Raw genomic sequence first — 17,882 nt, 5'->3', positions numbered from 1 at the left:
CGTCAATAAATCCCGGTTTTTGCGTTACGATTGCTTTTATGACGATCATTTTCAACAGAAAACAGACCTTCCAAAAAGCTACACAAACCTCAGTAATGAGGCTTACGAAGCAGCAACCGGAACTTATGGGATAAACACTAAAATTAAAAATCAAAGATAAGGGCTTCACGCAACGTGAAACCCTTACTTCATTAAAACAATTGGTTGAATGCATTTTATCGATTTCTCAATCATCGTTATCTACCTCCTCACCATGTTGCTGATCGGTTTTTGGTTTCACCGAAAGAACAATAATACAGAGGACTATTTTGTGGGAAGCCGAAAGATGACCAAATGGCATCTGGGGTTATCGGTCGTTGCAACCGACGTAGGCGGGGGATTTTCAATAGGACTTGGTGGACTCGGCTTTGTTATGGGGATATCGGGCTCATGGATATTATTTACCGGATTAGTGGGCGCCTGGCTCACCGCCGTCATCCTGATCCCGAAGGTACATAAAGCGGGACTGGCACATAAAATTCAAACCTTTCCCGAGCTGTTAAAACACAGCTACGGCAAGACCGTGGCACTAACGGCAGCTCTCATATCGGCCATCGGCTACATGGGATTCACAGCCAGCCAGGTATTGGCAGGCGCCAAACTCTCCAGCGCCACCTTCACGGGAGTCAGCATTACGGAAGCAGTAATCGTGATGGGTGCCATAGCAGTTATCTATACGGCTTTGGGGGGAATAAAAGCAGTCATTTACACCGATACCATACAATGGATCATATTACTGGCCGGGTTATCACTTATTGGCATACCCTACGCCCTAAAAAGTCTTGGGGGATGGGAAGCGGCCAAAGTATTTCTGGACGCAGAAATGCTGCAGCTAAATAACATTAAAATGATCACCATTGTCAACTGGGCCTTTTCCATCATTCCCATCTGGTTTATTGGAATGACGTTGTACCAACGAATCTTCGCCGCCAAATCGGCTGGTGAAGCGCAAAAGGCCTGGTTTATTGCGGGTCTGTTCGAGTATCCGTTCATGGCATTTCTGGGTGTTTTTCTGGGCTTACTGGCCAAAGCAGCTTTTTTATCGGGCGTCATTCCGGAAGCCTACATGAGCAATCCCGACAGCGAAACGGCCATGCCAATAATGCTTAAACAAGTGTTACCCGTCGGCGCATTAGGATTGATTATGGCAGCTTATTTCTCTGCGATACTATCAACAGCCGACAGTTGTTTGATGGCCGCCTCCGGAAATATAAGTCTCGATTTATTCAAATATAAAAATGCGGACAACGCCCTAAAAATGTCACAATGGATGACCCTTTTAGTCGGTATTCTGGCCATTATTGTAGCGCTCTATATACCATCTGTACTTGAACTAATGCTACTCTCCTATGCCTTTATGGTATGCGGACTAATGGCGCCGGTATTGGGTTTTATTATTTTTAAAAAGCCATCGCGGCGAGCTGCTTTAACCGCTATGATTAGTGGTAGTGGCATCTTGTTACTCATAAAAATAACCGGCCTTGAAATGCCCTGGCAGCTGGATGCTGTTGTTCCGGGTTTACTCGTTTCAATACTTTTAATGTTTGTAGTTCAATGGTATGACCAAAGAAACAAGGCGAAAAACAAAATAACAAATAAAGCCGATCAGCTGTCAATACCTCCGGTTTAATACCAGTCGAAACCCGGCTTTTGTGCGACACCATGCCAAACATATACAATCCAACTATTTAACTACTTAACACAAAATCGCAAGTAGCAGATAAAATAATTTGTTTAGGGCTTAAAAAGATCAAAAAACATGTTGAGAGTCGGCATAACACAAAAATTGGACTTTATAGGCAAGCGCTAAAGTGCACCTGTCTATAAAGTCCAAATATTCAATTTAAATGATTTATATGACGCATTTATAATATCAACAAACGCAATGTTACTCCCGCAAAAATCCATATTAAACGCAAGTGCAATGCAAAAGTTGATCTTCACAAACAGACTCTGAACAGTGCCTGTCCATAAAGTCGGGAGTTTGAGCTATAAAGTTCAAATTCAAGGCTTGCGCAACTCGAAAAATGTGAATTTACTCCCGTAAATGACCATTTTGAGAGCAAGCATAACGCAGAAGTTGACTTTATAGACAAATACTAAATAGCCTTACTTCCCCGTTCTCCGGTACGAATGCGAATACACTCATCCAACGTTGTTATAAATATTTTGCCATCTCCCACTTCACCTTCATGATTTCCTGAAGAGCGAGCTGCCTTCATAATAGCCTCAATGACAACGTCCACAAACTCATCGTTAACAGCAATCTCAATGCGCATTTTAGGCGTCAGGTTTGGCATAATGCGCTTACCACGATACATCTCTTCCCTTTTTTGCACTCCGTGTCCGGATACGCGTCCTACGGTAATCCGATTGATGCCTGCATTTATAAGCGATTCGTGTACTTTTTCCAATTGATATTCACGTATTATTGCGGTGATTAATTTCATAGTTTCTGAGATTTAAAATTTAACTGGTATTAGCAAGAAAACTCAACGACTTGATAAAAATGATCAAATCCAAGGCTTACGCAGAAGTTGTCTTTATATAGACAAACACTATTGTCCGGTAAAAAATATATTTTCCATTTAAGTGCTCAAGCCGCACGGGCTTTTACTTTTTTTCTACAGCAAAAAAAAGTAAACAAAAAATGCCGCCGCTGCAAGTAATTTCCTAAAAATCAATTTCATTGTCTAAAATCCGGGAACTCGCTTCGCTCAGACAGCCCGGATTTCTTTACGCCAATAAAATTGATTTTCTTAACGGAAATTCCTTGAGGCGGAAAGCAACCCCAATATCTTCTAAAATATCTGGCTCGCACATTGGAGCTGGGTTCTAATCATTTCTCTAAATTTTTACCGGACACCAATGATAGACAAACATCAATTAGGATTTAACATGCCATAACCACGCTCACCATGAAAGGAACGGTCGAGGCCTTCCATCTCTTCGTCGGGCGTTGCTCTGAGACCGCCAAATTTTTTCATCACCCACAAAATTAATAGCGTCACCACAACGGCATAAACAATAGCCACACCCACTGCTGCCGCCTGAACCCCCAGCTGTTGCCAAAGCGTCCAGGTACTACCTGCAGCTTCCGTGGCATTCGCCATCCATGAATCACGAATAAAAAACACCAGCAGCAAAGCGCCTACTATACCACCAACACCATGAACACCAAAAGCATCCAGGCTGTCGTCATACCCCAGTTTATCCTTCACAATAATTGCCAAATAACAAACCACCGAAGCCGCTGCTCCAAGGGCCAAAGCACCATACGGCTGCACCACACCCGCAGCAGGCGTTACAGCAACCAACCCGGCCAAAATACCACTGGCAAAACCCAGTGCGGTGGCCTTACCCAAATGAAAATATTCTATTAAGAGCCAAACTAAAGCACCACTGGCAGCCGCCACCTGTGTCGCGGTTAGTGCCTGTGCCGTTTCCAGACCACTGGAGACACTGCTTCCGGCATTAAAACCAAACCAGCCTACCCATAATAGCCCGGCACCAATCAAAGTCATAACCAGATTACTGGGACGAATCTGTGTACGTGGATAACCTCTGCGCCCACCCATATAAAGGGCAGCCACCAGGCCGCTTACACCGGCTGAAATATGTACCACGGTACCACCGGCATAATCAATGGCACCAGCCGCACCCAAATTATATAAAAAACCATCAGAAGCCCACACCCAATGACAAAGCGGATTGTAGACCAAAAGGCCCCATACCGTAATAAAAACCAAATAACCTTTAAAAGAGACACGCTCGGCAAAGGCACCCGCCAACAAAGCCGGCGTTATAATAGCAAATTTCCCCTGAAACATACTAAAAACATACTCCGGCACCCCGCCTTCAAGAATCGAATTATCAATACCCTTTAAAAAAAGGTAATCAGAATTCCAGCCAATCCAGCCACCCAGCACATTACTGCCAAAACACATGCTGTAACTCACCGCCATCCACATAACGCTCATAACCGCCATGGCAGCAAAACTATGCATCATGGTTCCCAACACATTCTTTGAACGAACCAATCCACCGTAAAACATGGCCAAACCGGGTACCATCAACAGCACCAACGCGGTAGAAGTTAACATCCAGGCCGTTGCCCCCGTGTCAATGGGGATTGTGTCTGCTGCAAATCCCGCAAATGGAATCAGAAACATCATAAGTAGACTCAACAAAAATTTCTTCATTAGTAGTTTATGATTTAGATTAATATTCAGGAGTGGCAAAGATAGCCAATGAACAGAGGTAAAATCAAATTTTTTAACAATTTTAATCGAACACCCCGTATTTTTTAGACCACAATACCAAAATTTAGCCCAAAAACAAAGCATACCCCTTTTTAAAAACCATCAAAACAAATTTTAACATTACTTTATCCTGATTTGTAAAAAATGACAAGCTTAAAATATCATACGATTGGTAAGTGAAAACTAAATTTAATGATTTATTGAGTATAACGCCAACCAAATTTAACGATAAATAATGTTTGGCCAGCAAGTCCAAATACTGCGTTACGCTTACTCTCAAAATGGTCATTTACACTAGTAAACTCACATTTTTCGAGTTGCGCAGGCCTTGTATTTAAACTTGCTGGCTCAAACGCCCAATTTACGGGACAGGCGCCAAACAAAGTCAGGAAAAATGCCATTTCTTTCGTTACCATCGTTTTCAAAATGGTTATTTACATCAAAAAGCGCATATGTTGAAAACTTCGCAAGCCTCAAAAATCAGGCTGTATTATCTGCCGAAAACATTTTCGGGCAAACACTAATGAACTACTAAACAACCTAAAAGAAATCAAAAGACATTGAGGTCGGCCATTTCAAAAAACAAAACCTTTTTACTACTTTTGGTGTTTCAAAAAAACTGACCAAACATTGGTTTTCAAGATACATCGACAACTACTATAACCTTCGGAAACCAGCGTTTCTCAAACACTACCCGAATCATATAACACATTACCTAAACGGCACACAATGATAAACAAAGCAATAATTGAAAAGTACGATCAGCCTCTTCCCCGATACACCAGTTATCCGCCAGCCAACTATTTTAAGACAGATTTTACCGCCGACGATTACAAAAAAGGTATTATAGCCTCAAATGCCAAAGAGCCACAGGCAATATCACTATATCTACACATCCCATTTTGTCCTAAACTGTGCTTATACTGCGGATGTACAACACTTATAACAAAAAAAGAAGAGCTTATAGAGAGTTACATAGACGCCATTAAGCAGGAAATTAAAATGGTTAGCCAATTGATTGATTTAACCCGTCCGGTGACGCAAATTCACTGGGGTGGCGGAACACCCAACGCCTTATCAACCAACCAAATTGGTAGCATCATGGCTTTAATTCACAAGACATTCAAAATAGGCAAAACAACAGAAATAGCCATTGAATGTAATCCAGCCTACCTCACCACCGGATATGTAAACGAGCTGATGGATATGGGTTTTAACCGCATTAGTCTGGGAATACAGGATTTTAACGACGACATCCTAAAAAACGTACACCGTGACCCCTCCAAATTACCGGTAGAAGAGCTTACAGCCTTAATCCGGAGCCACCACGCCGGCGTTAACTTCGATTTCATCTACGGCTTACCCGGACAAACCGTGTCTTCATTTAAGGATACAATCGCACAGGCGCTGACCATTCGGCCCGACCGTTTGGTAACTTTTTCGTACGCGCATGTGCCATGGGTAAAACCACATCAAATACCGCTCGAAAAACTAGGACTACCCAATGCGGCCGACAAACTATCGATGTATGAGGCAGCCCACGATGTCATCACACAAACCAGCGACTACCAACCCATAGGATTAGACCATTACGCAATACCCTCCGACCCGTTAAGTATTGCGATCAACAGCCACATGCTGCACCGGAATTTTCAGGGGTACTGTACCCGCGAAACCACCGGACAAGTGTATGCCTTTGGGATGTCGGCCATCAGTCAGCTAAACCGTATGTATGCCCAAAACACAAAAAATACAACAGAATACATCAGCCTTATAAACAAAGGAGAATTTCCCATTGAACGGGGCTATAACCTTTCGCCCGAAGAGCATATTACCGGAGAAGTAATAACCGAACTAATGTGCAATAACTATCTGAATTGGGAAAAATTAGCCCATCGACTTAATACTAGCGAGAACGAAATAAAAACCATCACCGATTACCGGCCTGAAAAGATGCAGACCTTTATTGATGACGGTCTTTTAATAGTAACCGACGAGGCTCTGACCATTACCGAAGCCGGACGATTTACAATACGAAATATTGTTGCCACATTAGACACTAAACTAAATAGTGGTAATAAACGTTTCTCTAAAAGTATTTAGTGTTTAACTATAAAATCCAGCTTATACGTTACGCTTGCTTTCAAAATGGTCATTTACATCAGTAAACTTACATTTTTCGAGCTGTGTCAACCCCGGATTTAAACTTTAGAGCCAAACGCCCAATACTATTAGTGTTAGCATGGGAACCTAAGCGTCAGGAGTCTCAAAAATCAGACATTCCGATCGACCACAGGCGTTTTCAGGCAAACACTATATTAATTTAATAGAAAGGGAAAGCCTAACCTGATTTTGGTGATGACAATTACACCTCACAATTTTTGCCCACAGGGTGAAATCATGTGCAACCAATCGTTCATCACCCTTTTTATACCGTTCAGGTTATTAATGAAACAAATTAAAGGAAGACGCATTTAAATATCAGATAATTAATGGATACCAAATCAGCAGTCATAGTAGGCGCGGGTATTACCGGCCTAACCACAGCATTATACCTTAAACGCGCAGGGTGGAACATAACAATTATTGAACGAATGAACCATTATGGCGGATCGATACATACCTACCGCGAAAATGGCTTTATTTTTGAAAGTGGCCCAAACACCGGAATGGTTTCATACCCCGAAGTGATAAATCTGTTTGAATCATTGGGCCCGGACTTTCATTACGAACCGGCCAATGCAGATGCCAAACGACGGTTAATATGGAAAAAAGGCCGCTGGCATGATTTACCGTCGGGCCTCAAAGGGGGTATTACAACCCCCTTGTTTAAATGGCGTGATAAATTCCGCATCCTGCTGGAACCATTTCGCAAACCCGGTTCCAACCCCGATGAGACACTGGACCAACTGGTAAAACGCAGACTGGGACAATCATTTCTGAATTATGCCGTTGACCCATTTATACTGGGGATATATGCCGGCGATCCGTCAAAACTGGTAACACGCTATGCCCTTCCAAAGCTCTATAACCTGGAACAAAAATATGGCAGCTTCATAAAAGGCAGCATCAAAAAAAGCGCAGAACCAAAATCCGATGAAGAGAAAAAAGTAACCAAAGAGATGTTTTCCATCCCCGGTGGATTGGACCAACTGGTGGCTCCCATGGTGAAAGAAATTGGAACTGAAAATATCATTCTCAACTGTCGTGATTTAACCGTTTACCCCAAAGACAATCAATATCAGGTTAGTTATAGTCTCGACGGAAAAACAGAACATCTCACCAGTCCCATCGTAATCTCAACCACCGGGGCGCATGAAGTGCCCAACCTGCTGCCCTTCCTTAACCAGGAAGAAAAGGCAACCATCAGCAACCTGACGTATGCACGGGTAGTACAAGTGGCTGTCGGGTTTAAAAAATGGCGCGGCATCCCCATTCATGCTTTTGGTGGTTTGGTGCCCTATCGCGAGAACAGAAATGTGCTAGGAGTTTTGTTTCTTTCCTCATTTCTGAAGGACAGAGCCCCCAAAGAAGGCGCCCTGCTATCCGTTTTTCTTGGTGGCGTGCGCAAACCTGAAGTCGTTGACTACGACGATGCAACTATTCGCGAAATGGTAATGGCCGAAATACAATGTATGCTGCTAACCCCTACCGATGAAAAACCGGATTTGTTTCGAATTTTCAGACACCAGTACGCAATTCCTCAATATGGCATCACAACGGGCGAACGACTGAAAACCGTTGAGAAAATTGAAACTCAGTTTCCGGGTATCATATTGGCCGGAAATCTTCGTGATGGAATAGGTATGGCCGACCGCATTAAACAAGGCACACAAATAGCAAAAAGTCTCACAAGCATGAAATGAAACAGAACTGCAATCCGGGCACGTTAAAAATCTTGCCCTGCCGTTAACCTCTCCCTAATACCCCAACTCTTTGCAAAGCAAAAAGTTAGTCCGAAAAGCTTAAAAACAGACGAAAAAAACTCATTTTTTATCGTAAAAAAGCCGACAAAAAGTTTTGCAAATAAAATATATCCCCTATTTTTGCAACCGCATTCGGGAGAGATGGCAGAGTGGTCGATTGCGGCGGTCTTGAAAACCGTTGAACCGTGAGGTTCCGGGGGTTCGAATCCCTCTCTCTCCGCAATTTAGCTTGAACATTAAGCATCTATCAGGCTTCCTCGAATTTTTACACGCATCACTTTTTAAGTGATGCGTTTTTTTTGCTTTTATGTCGCTTTAATTCCTCTACATCGGATGTGGTATCACTACCATAAAGGAAAATAAACCAGGCTGCCAACCTAATTGCAGAGCTTCCGAAGGACACAAGAGGCAACAAAGCACCACCTCTTAATGGATTTTGACGGCTGCCTCCCAATTTACATCAACCTTTCAGATGGCAAACTCAACGATGCAAAAGCTGCTAAGGAAATCATACTCCCTGCCAAGAATGGTGTAGTTGCTGACAGAACTTATATTGATTTTAGAAATCTTTATAGATGGCATAAAACCAATAGTTATTTTATCATTCGTTTGAAGAAATCAACCTTGACGAGCGGGAGTTGCCTAAAAACAGACATCAACATATGCTTATAGATGAATACATCGAACTGGAGGATGACAAAAACTTTTGTAAACATCTCAAAAAAACAATGGACTCAGCCGCTGCACAATCGGGCGTTAACAGCCCAGCAGTTGTGTATTTTGTTTGAAGGACGCTTTAATCTAGAGTTATAAGCACCAATGACTAAAAGCAAAGATAAGTCACTCTCAGAACCCGTCAAGGGTATATAAACGGCTTCGTTCCTCAGCCGCCCTTGACAGAACCTGATCGCTACCTTAATAAACTTTTAGAAATTGGTTCAACGAAAAAAAATAACTTATTTTGAAAACCTAATAAAAACGAACGGACAGAGTTCAGATTACACTCCCAATTAAGTACCGAATTAATGTAAAAATAAGTGCCATAATTTGAATTTTCAATCACAATTCGTCCTTTCTTTGTCCGGTTTTAAATCTACATACAAGGCTGTCTCCGGCTAATCAGTTGAGTATAAAGACAATTCCATCTCAGAAATTTCATTACTTTTTATACCATTTCTTCATGAGTCAATCCATATGGCACTCCATTGAAGCATACCTAACAAAAAATCCAAAACTCCCATCACTTTCAATCAATGATTCCATATCTGGATTAACTTTTTTAAAACTCTTTCTATTTCCGTATCGTTTCTCACTCACCGTATTTTAACGAAACGATTTATTGTTTGAGACGACTATAGAATATTATTTAAATCTTGTCTTCCTATAATCGCCATGGTTTCAACTATTCCATTCTCTACCCGGTAATATATACTGTCAACCCCACAAACACAACGTCTATATCCTTGTTTTATATAATCAACAGATTCAAATGAAAATAGTCTTTGAGCAATAATATCAAAATACTCAAAGGAAGCATCAAAATATTTATCGGCTTGCACAATTCCAAATTTCCCAACTCCATATTGATGAATTTTGATCAAGTCTGCTTTGGCCTCATTACTCAATCTATATTTAGACATTAAGCAAAGACTTTGATTGTTTTAAAATCTGTTCTTTAGTTTCATCTGTAAATCCACTTTTTTCAGATTTCTCCAATTTAGCTCTAATCCAATCAATCTGAACCTGCTGCTTTCTTGCTTGCCTAATCAAATCATTTACTACCTCACTCTTACTAGAGTATTCATTATTGTCCTCTTGATTTTTTAACCACTCATCGTTAGGTTGTGTGAACGAAATGCTTTGTCTTCCCATAGCGTTAATTATTTTTGATGTAAACATACACCATATCCGAACCACTCACAAGTCATCGCGTATTGTTGCCAACGGTTACTTGCATGTTACATATGGGTTTGCGTGAGATTCAGCGTCTGGGTACGGACAAGAGAATGAGCGGAAAACCGCTGCTGGCATACCACTAAAACCCGTATGGAATATGCAAAATATTGTGCACCGTTTTTTTATTTCTTATCATAAACTATTTCGTATTTAATATTCTGATTGTCTTTAAAATACACTGCATAATAGTTCTCGCTATATTCAGGATGAATTGCTGGTTTTAAAACGATATTTGCCCCAATTCCTAATAGTTTCAAATAAGCATCGTCTACTTCAGATTTAGAATCTGCTCTGAATGCTAAATGATGTAAAGCTCCTGGTTTTCGTCTATTTATTATCTCATTTTTAAATGCTTCTCTTGGAGATGTAATTGCAAAAGCTAATGAATCGTGTGTATATTCAATGACGTGAAAATCGTGTTCTGCAATAAATGCTTTTACTTTATTTTTTATATCAAAACCTAAAATAGGAAAGAATTTGTCGTAAAACAATTCTGCACTATATAAATCCTTGACTGTAATTTGAATATGGTCGATAATAGGTTTCATTATTAAGGTCTCTTGTTTACTTTTTTAAGAATTTAAGAAGCTTTTCCGGATTTTGCCTGTTATCCCAAAATCCAGTTATAATAATCCTTGAATTATCTATCGTATACAGAATGCTGTAATGTTTCATAGAAATTGCCCTTGTATCTCCAAAGTTGGTGGTTTTTCCTATCTCTGGATGAAATTTAATCAACGCTACTTTTTCTCCAATTGCAGAATTTAGTTTTATTGTATACGAATTACTTTTATTGCGTTTATTCCAATAATCAAAAATATGGTCTCTTTGTTTTTTGGCTGTTTTAGTCCAAAATATCTTTAATTGATCCATTTTGAATCTTCTTCTTTCAAATCTGACTCTGATATTAAGGCTCCTTGCTGAATATCTCTTTCGCTCATCATAAGCATTTCAATTTGATGAGAATCTAATGTCAGTTTATCATCAGTCTGTGTAGAGCTAAGAATATTCTCAATGGCAGTAAGTAATTGTTCATTATTTGTGACCATTATTCTGTCAATCAATCTGTTTTTTACAATATCTATTGTTTTCATTGCCTTATTTTTAATGTAAAAATCGTGAATTTTGATATTACTGCCAAACATTCTCTAATCGAAATATTGAATTAATAAATGTTTATTAATCAGCAGCTTCTGTCAAATTTTGTTCTGAACGTGCTGCTGTTGTTAAATGGTGCACAACGTTCTTATAGCGGTATTGGCGGTATGAATATTATATGTCAATAAAATATTTGCTCGCAACTCCCTGAGAAAACGAATTTATATCATTTCTTGCAATATCTTGTTATTATCATCAAAACAGAACCGGTTGTTGTAAAAACCTGGCTTCTTCAAATATCTTTTTCCACGATACTAAAACCTTCGTTAATCACCATATAAATCAGTCCGATATGTAGTTCAACCTGGAGTAATCGCTGGGTCATGCCGACCGCTCATACGCCTATATATTAGGCACTGGCATTAGTTTTTTCAATAAACTTTATTGTCGTTTTTATTGACTCATTAGAATCTTGTCCAATCCAAAACAAATGTCCCCATTCATTTTGAAGAATCTTAATCGTTGAATTATCTATCATTCGATTTGCATATCTTGCGTGTTCAAGAGAAACACTATTATCATATTCACTATGAATAATTAAGGTCGGACACTTGATTTGTGAAATTATTTTCTCATTGGTTCCGTAATGTAATTGATTAATATCGTTAATAAAACCTTCGTTAGAACAATATTTATTAAGAGCCGATATAAGCTCCTGAATATCCTCTTTTCGTAAACGATGAGACTCTTTTTTAGAAAGTTGAGAATAAAAATTATTTGCAATCATTCTAGGGTAAATTTTACCAAAAAAACGAATAGTTTTCCATATTATTCCTTGAATATTTGGGGCAAACATTTTTTTTGCTGTTTTATATGTTTTCCCCTTTAAGTTGAGCCATTCCATTGAAACAGCGGAAGCTAGAATTAGTTTTTTTACTTTATTTGGATATTTTGCTGCAAGTTCAATAGCTGTTAGACCACCTGCTGAAACTCCATAAACAATCACTTTATCTAAAGTCAAATAATTAATTAATTCAGTAATTAAGTCCGCTGCTTGGCTAGGTGTTTTTGTGTTATTCAAAGGTGTTTTTCCATATCCAGGACGAGATGGCGTTATTAGTTGATATTTATTTAAATCAAAACCTTTGTAGCAAAGGGTATCATTACTATTTGAATGCCCTCCGTGAATAAATAATATTGGAACACCTTGTCCAATTATGCTAAATTCTATTTCTCCGAGTTTCGTTTTTATAATCTTGTTATTCATTATTCCTTTTAATTGTCATAAATATTTTACCTCATAAAGTTATCATTTGTTATGTAATTTCTAATGGAATTTCTCTGTATCGTTTTTTTTGCTTGTGCCTAACGTTTGACAATATGAAACGGTTGGGTTTTCGGGCTGCGTTTGTATCCACCGAGGAAAAAAGTTGATGCGAGAACAAACCCTCGCAAACCACTGAACCCCAATTGTTTTATATTGTGTGTTGTAAGCTGGCGGTTTTATTTTCTTTTTAATTTTATCTTCATATCCCAATGGTATTCACTGTCTGTTTTTATATCAATTGTGTCTGTATTCTTTAATAAAAACTCTGCCAACTGCTCCTCATTAAAATCCGAATAATCCCCCTGCATTATTAAATCACAATATATATCGGTAATACTACTGACCTTTCTTTTTGGTTTTAAAAAATCAACACATAATTTCAATGCATCCGAATCAAGCTTTATTATTTTCGGTTTTTCAATCCAATTAAAATCATTCTCTGATTTACCTAATCCATACAGTGCTTCAATTATTTCATGTATTCCAAATCCAACCTCATAGTTATCTCGATATAAAGGTGTAATGAACTCCAATGTATCTGCAAATCTTTTATTTAGATTAAGTGATTCCGCAAATCGTTGTTGGGCATATAAATCAGAAGGACTCTTATTTGCTCTTTCTTCTCTCAATTTTAATAAGTTGGGCCAATCCTCCTTTTCAAAAAGAATCTTATCATCCTCCCAATCTTCTAATTCATATGGGTCTTCAAAATCCATAGTTTAAATTTTATTTATCAAATATACAAATCCGATGAAATATCTTATCCAATCATCCAATCCATTTGCAGGATGTTTCCTCCGCTTGCTTACAACGACCCCATAACGCCATTATCATTTATGGCCTAAAAGCGTTATTGCATTTATATTGTCTTTTTGCCGCCGCTTTCCGGAAAAACAGACAATGAATTTACTACTTTGCTGATATTTATCAAATAAGTTGAACAAAAGCAGCACAATGAAAGCATGGGCATTCTTCTCAAAAACATAAAAAAACGACAGTAGGTCCATAGTATTTTGTTGTAGCTCTACCGGAGTGTAGTTCAACCTGGAGTAATCGCTGGGTCGTGCCGACCGCTCATACGCCTATATATTGGCAGTAGTGGTTCCTTAAAATAGCTTAAATATATCCTTTTGTTTTGAACCTGTAACTTCAACACAGTTTGCTCCATCACGTTGAAATAATTTTTCATCAAAGTAAACTGGTTCATCTCCACAAGCAACTTTTACCATCAAAATTGTCTGCCCGTGATAAGTTATTGGGGTTAAGTCCTTAGTAACTCTCGTTTTTAAAGTTGAATCAAGTCCCGAATTACTAATCTTTGAAGTGATGAAGCTAATATAATGGTCAAGAGAAACACCTTTGATTTTTGCTTCCCTTTCAAGACCTACCACCCCAAAATCATGAAATCTAGGAAGATTGATTAATCCGTCAATTTTTTCAACTTGTAATGTGTCAGCTTCTTTATCAGTAACACCAATGAATAAATAACCAATACGTTCTTTTCCTAAATTTGCAAGAGCTGAAATATTACATAGTATCTTATAAAAACTGGCTTCATCGAATTCTCTTTTTGAAGGATTCAATGTGTAAAAACCTTGTTTGAAATCATAAACTGCTGATTCAGACTTTGACTTCATTAAGTATGCCTGAAAATCTACAATATATGATGTAGCACTTCTAAAATTTGAATTTGATTTTTTAAAGTGGTCTTGAATCAATCCTTTGCAAATATTAATATTGTTTCGTCTATCTTTTGTGGTTGTATAATTTCTTGACCGTACAAGTTTTGCGTGCAGGTTATTGACAGATTCTTTAATTTTCAAATAATTATGAGGAACCTTATTCGCACCAATCATTAATTCATAAAATGCCATAAATACAGTATAAAAAGCTTCTTTGACAGGGTTACCGCCTGCATTTGGGTTCAAAACTTTCTTCAATCTATCGTCCCCAAAATGAAAATCAACCAGATTTATGATTTCGGAATAAACAGTTAAGATGTCTGCTCTTATATTCTCTGCTCCCAAGGCATTAATTTTCACATCAATATCATTTGATTTGTCATCATTACCACTTCCATAGTAATTATCAAATGCAACACGACTTGCTGGAAAAGGCTCTCCTAATGCACATGACAATATTATGTCTGCAATAACTTGTTCATCTTCGCTTTCCTTTAAATCTGAAACATTTAACACTCCGTGCTTACACCAAAATGTATCTTCAGCATTAACACCATATTCATGCTTTGATAATTTAGAGTCAATACTTATTGTTGGCATGTCCTGTAGTAATAACTCTTCCCTTGAAGCATCGCCTCGAATTTCAGAAGAAATTTCTCTTACAAGTAATGAAAATTTAGAGGTGTTTCCAGCTTGTCGCACTTCTTGTGGAGACAGCTTTCTTCCTGTCGAATTAATTCGTCTAAAAGTTTCGTTAATTTCGTCTGTACTACCAGTTTTAAATATTGTCACTGGGAATGGGTATTGTATAAATGACGAAACTTGTTCTTGGGTCAAGTATTCCACTTGTTCTTTGGGAACAACAATACCTTTATTGACTTGAGTCTGAGCAAATGTAAAGTCTGAAATATTAAAGTATTTTTCTATATCATCAATCAAAACAGAAAAATGGTTTTCAATGAACCCAAAAATGGAATTCAATCTTTGCATTCCATCAATTATTTCATACTTATCCCCTTGTGTAGCTAAAAGAATCAAGGGGATCGGATATTGTTGCATTATAGAATCAATAAGAGCTTTCTTTTCTAATTGACTCCACACAAGTTTTCTTTGATATCTTCTATTTATAAATAGCTTATTGTTACGGTATAACTCATAAGCTTCCATAATTGTCATACCTCTTGGTGATTCTATCATAATTTCTTCATTCGTTTATATTTTGCAATCTGTTCTATTCCATTACTGCCAACAACCCCATTACGCCATTATCGTTGATCTCCTAAAAGCGTTATTGCATTTATATTGTCTTTTTGCCGCCGCTTTCCGGAAAAACAAACACTGAATTTACTACTTTGCTGATATTTATCAAATAAATTGAACAAAAGCAACACAATTAAAGCATGGGCATTCTTCTCAAAAACATAAAAAAACGACAGTAGGTCCATAGTATTTTGTTGTAGCTCTACCGGGATGTCCTTCAACCTGGAGTAATCGCTGGATCGTGCCGACCGCTCATACTCCTAATATATTGTGTATAATGCGTTTATGTTACCACTGTTTTTGTTCTTTGATTAATTTCAAAAAGTCTTTTAAATCATCAAGCTCGTATTTGTCCTTATAAAAACTATATCCAAGGTCTATATCAGGTACTACTCCTTTGTAAAGACTGCCATTGGGATACTTAGAATAATTGTCAGCTATTCGAAATCCCATTTGACTTCCCGGCATTCGAAAAGGGACTGCTTCACAAAACATCTCGGTACAATTTCCAGTTTCACAACCAATAATGGTTCCTATGTTGCCATACTTAAACCATGCAGAAAATCCAAATGCGGCAGAATATGTTTTTTCGCTTTGAATCAGAATAACTTCTCCATCAAAACCATCAGATATACTATCTGTACACATTTCCCAGTTTTGTTCTTTTAGTCCACCTCCATTTATGTTAAAAGAATCTCTCTCTGCTGTAGTAAACTTTTTTGTACTTATAATGGACAAATATTCATTTTCCTGTTTTTGAATATCTTCTTTTGTTTTCATCTTTTGAAATCTTGAACGCCACAAGCTATTTTCCAAGCTCATTTTTCGTGCAAATTGGAATACGTATGGATGAGGGGAGTGATTTATATTATTATAAAATAGGGAATTTGGCCTTGAACTGCCACCCCCATTTCTTGAAATATCAATGAATAAATATTTTATATTGTGATTTTTGACCAAATCAAATATACCATCGACTTCATTTTTCCTTTTATCCCAGTTAAGTTTAGCGCATGAGTTGTATTCAATTATAGCAATGGAATCTTGAAGGTACTCCCTTAGTTCATAATCTGAATGAGTAACATTAGGTTTTTCAGGAAACCTAAAATAAGGAGATCCATTAACAATCATCGTTTTTAAAACAAGGGAGTTGCGATTATTTAATAACAGATTATATGGGGATTCAATGTTAAGTATGGCGATAATCAATTTTTTAAAATTCGATTCCAGATAAATATTTCTTTTTTGTTCATTTTCTATACTTATAGTTTTTTTTATCTCTGTAATTATTCTGTTAGATGAAATTCCATTTATTGAATGTATTAATAAATTGTTTAATGAGTCAACTTCGTTTTGTATGTAAAGATTATCTTCAATAAGTTTAACATTATATGGGAATAGTCTACCATATTGATTACAGTAGGTCCTATAATAACTCCAATCAAGGTATATATTGGTATGACCATCAAATAATCCGTTTAGTTTGGCAAACTCCCTGTTAAATTCATAATATTTCAATGGCTTTGAAAATATTTTCTTCAACTCCTCTTTTCGTTGCGCAACACTATCTTTTCCAACATATGCATACGGGTTTACATGCACAGCTTCAAGTTTTTCGAAAAAATATTCAAAATCCGCTGTCATCTCATCGGGAGTCAAAACTCGATTAAAATCAGCTTTAATATATTGCATCCCGGATGGCTCACATACCCATTTCTGAGATTCAGCCTTTTCAAATTCTTTTAGAGAAAGTTCTTTGTTGCCATCGACATTCTTGATTGCAGTTAATGCCAATCCGCTTTTTACTGAAATTATATAAATAATATTTTTTTCTTCCTTAATTTTCCAAAACTGACCCTCAGATTCCTCAAAGTCTGATTGCACAACAATATCTCCTTCAGCAGTAATTACTTTATTATTAAATTTAGAACTAATGACATAATGTTTGGCAATTTTTTCAAGTTTCCACTCCTGATTAAAACGACAATCCTCTTTATTCCAAATAATAAGCCTTTCTCCATCTTGTTCACTTGCTCTTGGAATATTAATGCTCTCCTGAAATAGTATTGAAACAATCTGATAATATTGGCTCTCCGGTTTATTTACGTTGCAGCTATTAAATATGAATTGCGTTAATAGTATCAATATGTACTGTTTCTTCATAATCTATTATTTAATGTGTTATCTGTTTGTGGCATTACACACAACAACCCCATAACGCCATTATCATTTACACCCCTAAAAGCGTTATTGCATTTATATTGTCTTTTTGCCGCCGCTTTCCGGAAAAACAAACACTGAATTTACTACTTTGCTGATATTTATCAAATAA

Annotated in this window: 16 protein-coding genes and 1 tRNA gene; 5 read left to right on the top strand and 12 right to left on the bottom strand. The window is 37.7% G+C overall.

What is annotated here, in order from left to right:
* Positions 1-208: 208 nt before the first annotated feature.
* Positions 209-1,669: a sodium:solute symporter family protein gene (locus ACT3CD_RS16160; RefSeq protein WP_444646696.1), complete on the top strand. Its 1,461-nt coding sequence runs from the start codon at positions 209-211 to the stop codon at positions 1,667-1,669.
* A 469-nt stretch (positions 1,670-2,138) separates the two neighbouring features.
* Here ACT3CD_RS16160 and ACT3CD_RS16155 read toward each other — a convergent pair whose 3' ends face one another.
* The 3 genes from ACT3CD_RS16155 to ACT3CD_RS16145 all read right to left on the bottom strand — a co-directional run bounded on the left by ACT3CD_RS16155 (position 2,139) and on the right by ACT3CD_RS16145 (position 4,726).
* Positions 2,139-2,489, bottom strand: coding sequence for a P-II family nitrogen regulator (locus tag ACT3CD_RS16155; protein ID WP_444646695.1), 351 nt, complete (start codon positions 2,487-2,489; stop codon positions 2,139-2,141).
* 432 nt (positions 2,490-2,921) lie between these two features.
* Entirely contained in the window at positions 2,922-4,241 is a 1,320-nt protein-coding gene (locus tag ACT3CD_RS16150; protein ID WP_444646694.1) for an ammonium transporter, read from the bottom strand.
* Between the two features lie 257 nt (positions 4,242-4,498).
* A complete protein-coding gene (locus tag ACT3CD_RS16145) occupies positions 4,499-4,726 on the bottom strand; it encodes a hypothetical protein (RefSeq protein WP_444646693.1) in 228 nt (75 codons plus the stop codon).
* A 304-nt stretch (positions 4,727-5,030) separates the two neighbouring features.
* Here ACT3CD_RS16145 and hemN point away from each other — a divergent pair, with 304 nt between their 5' ends.
* From hemN to ACT3CD_RS16125, 4 genes are all read left to right on the top strand, one after another.
* Complete coding sequence (hemN, locus tag ACT3CD_RS16140; RefSeq protein WP_444646692.1) at positions 5,031-6,404, top strand: oxygen-independent coproporphyrinogen III oxidase; 1,374 nt, start codon at positions 5,031-5,033, stop codon at positions 6,402-6,404.
* 389 nt (positions 6,405-6,793) lie between these two features.
* Positions 6,794-8,167 carry a protoporphyrinogen oxidase gene (gene hemG, locus ACT3CD_RS16135; RefSeq protein ID WP_444646691.1) on the top strand — a complete coding sequence of 458 codons (1,374 nt, stop codon included), beginning with the start codon at positions 6,794-6,796 and terminating at the stop codon, positions 8,165-8,167.
* A 195-nt stretch (positions 8,168-8,362) separates the two neighbouring features.
* Positions 8,363-8,447 (top strand) — tRNA-Ser (locus ACT3CD_RS16130).
* Between the two features lie 161 nt (positions 8,448-8,608).
* A complete protein-coding gene (locus ACT3CD_RS16125; protein ID WP_444646690.1) occupies positions 8,609-8,899 on the top strand; it encodes a transposase in 291 nt (96 codons plus the stop codon).
* A gap of 680 nt (positions 8,900-9,579) precedes the next feature.
* On the opposite strand, the gene ACT3CD_RS16120 is transcribed toward ACT3CD_RS16125, so the two are convergent.
* From ACT3CD_RS16120 to ACT3CD_RS16080, 9 genes are all read right to left on the bottom strand, one after another.
* Positions 9,580-9,867, bottom strand: coding sequence for a type II toxin-antitoxin system RelE/ParE family toxin (locus ACT3CD_RS16120; RefSeq protein ID WP_444646689.1), 288 nt, complete (start codon positions 9,865-9,867; stop codon positions 9,580-9,582).
* Positions 9,860-10,099, bottom strand: coding sequence for a ribbon-helix-helix domain-containing protein (locus ACT3CD_RS16115; protein ID WP_444646688.1), 240 nt, complete (start codon positions 10,097-10,099; stop codon positions 9,860-9,862). The genes ACT3CD_RS16120 and ACT3CD_RS16115 overlap by 8 nt, the downstream gene beginning before the upstream one ends.
* Positions 10,100-10,305: 206 nt before the next feature.
* The gene (locus ACT3CD_RS16110) at positions 10,306-10,731 is read right to left on the bottom strand and encodes a VOC family protein (protein WP_444646687.1); all 426 of its coding nucleotides are present in this window, start codon (positions 10,729-10,731) and stop codon (positions 10,306-10,308) included.
* Positions 10,732-10,747: 16 nt separating this feature from the next.
* Positions 10,748-11,056, bottom strand: coding sequence for a type II toxin-antitoxin system RelE/ParE family toxin (locus ACT3CD_RS16105; protein WP_444646686.1), 309 nt, complete (start codon positions 11,054-11,056; stop codon positions 10,748-10,750).
* A complete protein-coding gene (locus tag ACT3CD_RS16100; protein WP_444646685.1) occupies positions 11,044-11,277 on the bottom strand; it encodes a hypothetical protein in 234 nt (77 codons plus the stop codon). Before ACT3CD_RS16100 ends, ACT3CD_RS16105 begins: the two co-directional genes overlap by 13 nt.
* Before the next feature lie 413 nt (positions 11,278-11,690).
* A complete protein-coding gene (locus ACT3CD_RS16095; protein WP_444646684.1) occupies positions 11,691-12,548 on the bottom strand; it encodes an alpha/beta fold hydrolase in 858 nt (285 codons plus the stop codon).
* 236 nt (positions 12,549-12,784) lie between these two features.
* Positions 12,785-13,324 carry a hypothetical protein gene (locus ACT3CD_RS16090; RefSeq protein WP_444646683.1) on the bottom strand — a complete coding sequence of 180 codons (540 nt, stop codon included), beginning with the start codon at positions 13,322-13,324 and terminating at the stop codon, positions 12,785-12,787.
* 390 nt (positions 13,325-13,714) lie between these two features.
* Positions 13,715-15,487, bottom strand: coding sequence for a GmrSD restriction endonuclease domain-containing protein (locus tag ACT3CD_RS16085; protein ID WP_444646682.1), 1,773 nt, complete (start codon positions 15,485-15,487; stop codon positions 13,715-13,717).
* Between the two features lie 351 nt (positions 15,488-15,838).
* A complete protein-coding gene (locus tag ACT3CD_RS16080) occupies positions 15,839-17,713 on the bottom strand; it encodes a S41 family peptidase (protein WP_444646681.1) in 1,875 nt (624 codons plus the stop codon).
* Between the last annotated feature and the right edge of the window lie 169 nt (positions 17,714-17,882).

Origin of the sequence: Geofilum sp. OHC36d9, assembly GCF_052400685.1 — a bacterium.
Taxonomy (GTDB): domain Bacteria; phylum Bacteroidota; class Bacteroidia; order Bacteroidales; family Marinilabiliaceae; genus CAZHHH01.
The sequence above is the reverse complement of the archived record's forward strand: the minus strand, read 5'-3'. Positions and strand labels throughout refer to the sequence as shown.

Coding starts and splice junctions, on each gene's coding strand:
- ACT3CD_RS16160 (WP_444646696.1), top strand. CDS start 209: ATGCATTTTATCGATTTCTCAATCATCGTTATCTACCTCCTCACCATG.
- ACT3CD_RS16155 (WP_444646695.1), bottom strand. CDS start 2,489: ATGAAATTAATCACCGCAATAATACGTGAATATCAATTGGAAAAAGTA.
- ACT3CD_RS16150 (WP_444646694.1), bottom strand. CDS start 4,241: ATGAAGAAATTTTTGTTGAGTCTACTTATGATGTTTCTGATTCCATTT.
- hemN (WP_444646692.1), top strand. CDS start 5,031: ATGATAAACAAAGCAATAATTGAAAAGTACGATCAGCCTCTTCCCCGA.
- hemG (WP_444646691.1), top strand. CDS start 6,794: ATGGATACCAAATCAGCAGTCATAGTAGGCGCGGGTATTACCGGCCTA.
- ACT3CD_RS16120 (WP_444646689.1), bottom strand. CDS start 9,867: ATGTCTAAATATAGATTGAGTAATGAGGCCAAAGCAGACTTGATCAAA.
- ACT3CD_RS16115 (WP_444646688.1), bottom strand. CDS start 10,099: ATGGGAAGACAAAGCATTTCGTTCACACAACCTAACGATGAGTGGTTA.
- ACT3CD_RS16110 (WP_444646687.1), bottom strand. CDS start 10,731: ATGAAACCTATTATCGACCATATTCAAATTACAGTCAAGGATTTATAT.
- ACT3CD_RS16105 (WP_444646686.1), bottom strand. CDS start 11,056: ATGGATCAATTAAAGATATTTTGGACTAAAACAGCCAAAAAACAAAGA.
- ACT3CD_RS16100 (WP_444646685.1), bottom strand. CDS start 11,277: ATGAAAACAATAGATATTGTAAAAAACAGATTGATTGACAGAATAATG.
- ACT3CD_RS16095 (WP_444646684.1), bottom strand. CDS start 12,548: ATGAATAACAAGATTATAAAAACGAAACTCGGAGAAATAGAATTTAGC.
- ACT3CD_RS16090 (WP_444646683.1), bottom strand. CDS start 13,324: ATGGATTTTGAAGACCCATATGAATTAGAAGATTGGGAGGATGATAAG.
- ACT3CD_RS16085 (WP_444646682.1), bottom strand. CDS start 15,487: ATGATAGAATCACCAAGAGGTATGACAATTATGGAAGCTTATGAGTTA.
- ACT3CD_RS16080 (WP_444646681.1), bottom strand. CDS start 17,713: ATGAAGAAACAGTACATATTGATACTATTAACGCAATTCATATTTAAT.